This window comes from Acutalibacter sp. 1XD8-33 (genome assembly GCF_003612555.1).
Classification (GTDB): Bacteria; Bacillota; Clostridia; order Oscillospirales; family Acutalibacteraceae; genus Acutalibacter.
On record NZ_RAZF01000105.1, the window covers coordinates 1 to 510 of the forward strand.

Annotated in this window: 1 protein-coding gene; it reads left to right on the forward strand. The window is 59.2% G+C overall.

All coding sequences use genetic code 11. The annotated features are described in order from the left end of the window. A partial coding sequence (locus D7X94_RS18055) for a DDE-type integrase/transposase/recombinase (protein ID WP_147401784.1) occupies positions 1-462 on the forward strand: 462 nt, incomplete at its 5' end. Positions 463-510 lie beyond the last annotated feature (48 nt).

Sequence of the window (510 nt, forward strand, 5' to 3'; positions counted from 1 at the left end):
CTGTATGTCTCAGCCATCTTCGACTGCTTTGATCTCACCGTCCTGGGCCTGGTCATGGATGACAACATGAGGGCGGAGTTGTGCGTGCGGACGCTGGACAGCGCGGCGCTGTCCTACCCTGCCCTGCGGGGAGCCATCGTCCACTCTGACCGGGGGTCCCAGTACACCAGCGGGGCCTACCGGGCCGCGGTGGAAAAGCACGGCATCCGCCAGAGCATGAACAGCGACGGCGGCCGCTGTCATGACAACGCCCGCTGTGAGAGCATGTGGGCCAGGATGAAAACCGAGTTGTTCTACGACCGCATCGACCCGGAGTCCATGACCGTTGAGCAATTGAAAACCCTGATCTGGAGGTACTTCATCAGCTACTGGAACCGCCGCCGGATATGCTCCGCCAACGACGGCCTCCCACCCGTGGTGAAACGTCAGAGATACTTTGCGGCCCTGGATGCTGCCGCATAAGTTCCGCAAATCTTTGAGTTGAATGTGTCAACTGATATTGACAAGATC